At 38.4% G+C, this 2,564-nt stretch carries 4 protein-coding genes; all 4 read right to left on the minus strand.

Going from position 1 to position 2,564, the window contains the following annotated elements; all coding sequences use genetic code 11:
- A partial coding sequence (locus K8S13_RS22290) for an AAA family ATPase (RefSeq protein ID WP_291465927.1) occupies positions 1 to 559 on the minus strand: 559 nt, incomplete at its 3' end.
- An 80-nt stretch (positions 560 to 639) separates the two neighbouring features.
- The gene (locus K8S13_RS22295) at positions 640 to 1,305 is read right to left on the minus strand and encodes a transposase (RefSeq protein ID WP_291465928.1); all 666 of its coding nucleotides are present in this window, start codon (positions 1,303 to 1,305) and stop codon (positions 640 to 642) included.
- Between the two features lie 54 nt (positions 1,306 to 1,359).
- Positions 1,360 to 1,479 carry an AAA family ATPase gene (locus K8S13_RS25825; RefSeq protein ID WP_367172822.1) on the minus strand — a complete coding sequence of 40 codons (120 nt, stop codon included), beginning with the start codon at positions 1,477 to 1,479 and terminating at the stop codon, positions 1,360 to 1,362.
- A partial coding sequence (locus K8S13_RS22300) for an AAA family ATPase (protein ID WP_291465929.1) occupies positions 1,464 to 2,564 on the minus strand: 1,101 nt, incomplete at its 5' end. The genes K8S13_RS25825 and K8S13_RS22300, both read right to left, overlap by 16 nt.

Here is a 2,564-nt window from a genome sequence, read left to right on the forward strand (position 1 = left end):
CAAAGCAAAGATGAGCTCCCTGGGCTTTGAGTACAGAATAAAAATTTCGAAGACCGTTGCGCTGTTTTTTTGCTATGTCGGGGTTGGTAATATTGTCTAATATAGGTTTGTCATATTCATCAACAAGAACGGCAACGCGCTGCCCAGTTTTTTCGTGCAGCTTGCGGATAAGTTCTGAAAAAACAAGATGAATATCCTGTCTTTTCAGGGTTATGTTAAAGGATTCGGCTGCAGCATCCAGCATTTCCATAATGGCTGACTCTAATTGCTGTCCGGACTGTAATATTACTTGTGCAAAATCAATGCGTATTACAGCATGTTGTTTGCTCCAGTCCCACTCGTTTTCAAGGTACAGACCTTTAAATAATTTTTTATTTCCCAGGAAAGCCTCAGCAATGGTATCTATGAGCAGGCTTTTACCAAAACGACGGGGCCGGGATAAAAAATAAAATTTCCCCTGGTCTGTTAATTGGGCAATAAGTCCGGTTTTATCGGCATAGCAATAGTTTCCTGTTCGTATATCAGAAAATGTTTGAATGCCTATTGGTAATTTTTGCATATTTTACTATTCCTAATAATTTCGATTTCCGATTTCCGATTTCCGCATTTCCGGGCGATTTCCCGATTTCCGGGGACACCTTACTTATCTTCTTTTTTTGGCCCGGGTTTCTGAGGTTTGAGTTTTCGGTCTAAAAGGAGTTCTATTTTTTCAACAAAAGAATCCATACCTAAAGGTCTGCCGGTCCGTTCATGTTTTTTAAATAACTCTTTTTCTGATTCCTGAGCATCAAACGTTAAAAATTTTATCCAAGGTTTGTTTACCATTTGCAACAATGGCTTTGTATTTACGAGGATATCATCTTGACCTGTCATATGTGGTCCGGCACTGCTCCAGAACCAGTCTTCAGGTTTGCTTGCCAATCCACTACGGATCGGATTTAATTCCACATATCTCGTACATGCCAGTAGGTATCGTTCATCCATAATAAAAGATGAAAATCTTCCCTGCCATAGATGGCCACGCCATCCTTCCCGAAAATTGATCCGTCTAGTGTATCGTCTATGTGCTTCACCAATTGCCTGCTTTAAACCATCCTTTGTTTTGGGTACGGCAATTAGGTGCACGTGGTTGGGCATAAGACAATAAGCCCAAATATCTACTTGAAATTTTTTACACCATTCTGACATCAATTCTAAATAGAACTGATAATCTTCATCGTTAAAAAAAGTTTGTTGCCGTCTGTTTCCACGCTGAGTGATATGATGCGGAATTCCTGGTGCTACTGCTCTTGCTATTCGTGCCATGTTTGATAAAAACATATAATTGGGATTTTGTCAATAATTAAATAAGGTGTCCCCCTAATCCTGATTAATTAATTTGGCTATAAGTCTGGTTTTATCAGCATAACAATAATTGCCTTTGCGGATTTTACTGAATGTTTGAATGCCTATTGGTAATTTTTTCATAGTTTTTCCCATTCAAACCGGGTTATGTTTTTGTCTTTCTTACTGAATTCAATGCCGATGAGGTATGTTTCCTGGTCTGCATATTTTTCATGGTATTTTTTTTCTTTTATCTGGGATAGAGCTTTGCCTGGATTTGTAAGTTCATTTACTTTGAATTCAATTATGTAAACACAATTGTTAAACAATACTGCCATATCAAGCTGTCCATGGTTTGTGGATTCTTCTGCATGGACTTCAAGACCAAGGGCCGTAAAATAGCAGTAAACTATGGAGCAGTAGTAGCCCTCGTATTGGGCAATATCGTTTTTGCGGTACCATTCATGGGGGATGGATGCAAAAAAATTGTGGAAGAGATCTTTTAATTTGTCCAACCGGTTGTTTTGCAGGATGCGCATTAAGGCAAGTTTATATTTGTCCTGGCTTTGGGCATTTTTGCTTAGTTTAAGCAGGATGGCATTGTTAAAAGCATATCGTACTTCATGATTGGGGAAGCCAAGTGTATAGAAAAGACCGCCAGGGTATGTTTCTTCCTTTAGAATAGTTAAATATCCTGTCTGAAATAAAAGAGGTTCCGGCTCTATGGAATCCACATCAAAGCTTCCCATAAAGGTGTCTGTGATTTCAAGGTTTTCGAGTGAAGTGGTTAATAGTTTTTTTTCATGTATGAGATCCACAAGAAAAGTTGGCGTTCCTGTTTCAAACCAGTGGGGTTTGAATTGGCGGGTATCAAGATAGAGCAGGACATCAAATGGATTGTAAACTGGATCAGAAAGAAAATTATATCCATTGTACCACTTTTTTATCTGGTTTAGATCAATGTTTTCAAGGTGTTCATGGAAAATAGTTTCAAGTTCTTTTTGAGTATAACCGCATATGGTTCCGTATCGTTTATCAAGGGTTATATCCTGTAAGTTGTTTAAGCCTGAAAACAAGGATACTTTAGAGAATTTTGATACGCCTGTGAGCATGACAAAGCAAAGATGAGCTCCCTGGGCTTTGAGTACAGAATAAAAATTTCGAAGACCGTTGCGCTGTTTTTTTGCTATGTCGGGGTTGGTAATATTGTCTAATATAGGTTTGTCATATTCATCAACAAG

This window comes from Desulfobacula sp., from assembly GCF_021107415.1.

Bases quoted from the DNA above. Each gene is read 5' to 3' on its own strand.
- K8S13_RS22295 (WP_291465928.1), bottom strand. From the start codon at position 1,305: ATGGCACGAATAGCAAGAGCAGTAGCACCAGGAATTCCGCATCATATC.
- K8S13_RS25825 (WP_367172822.1), bottom strand. From the start codon at position 1,479: ATGGGAAAAACTATGAAAAAATTACCAATAGGCATTCAAACATTCAGT.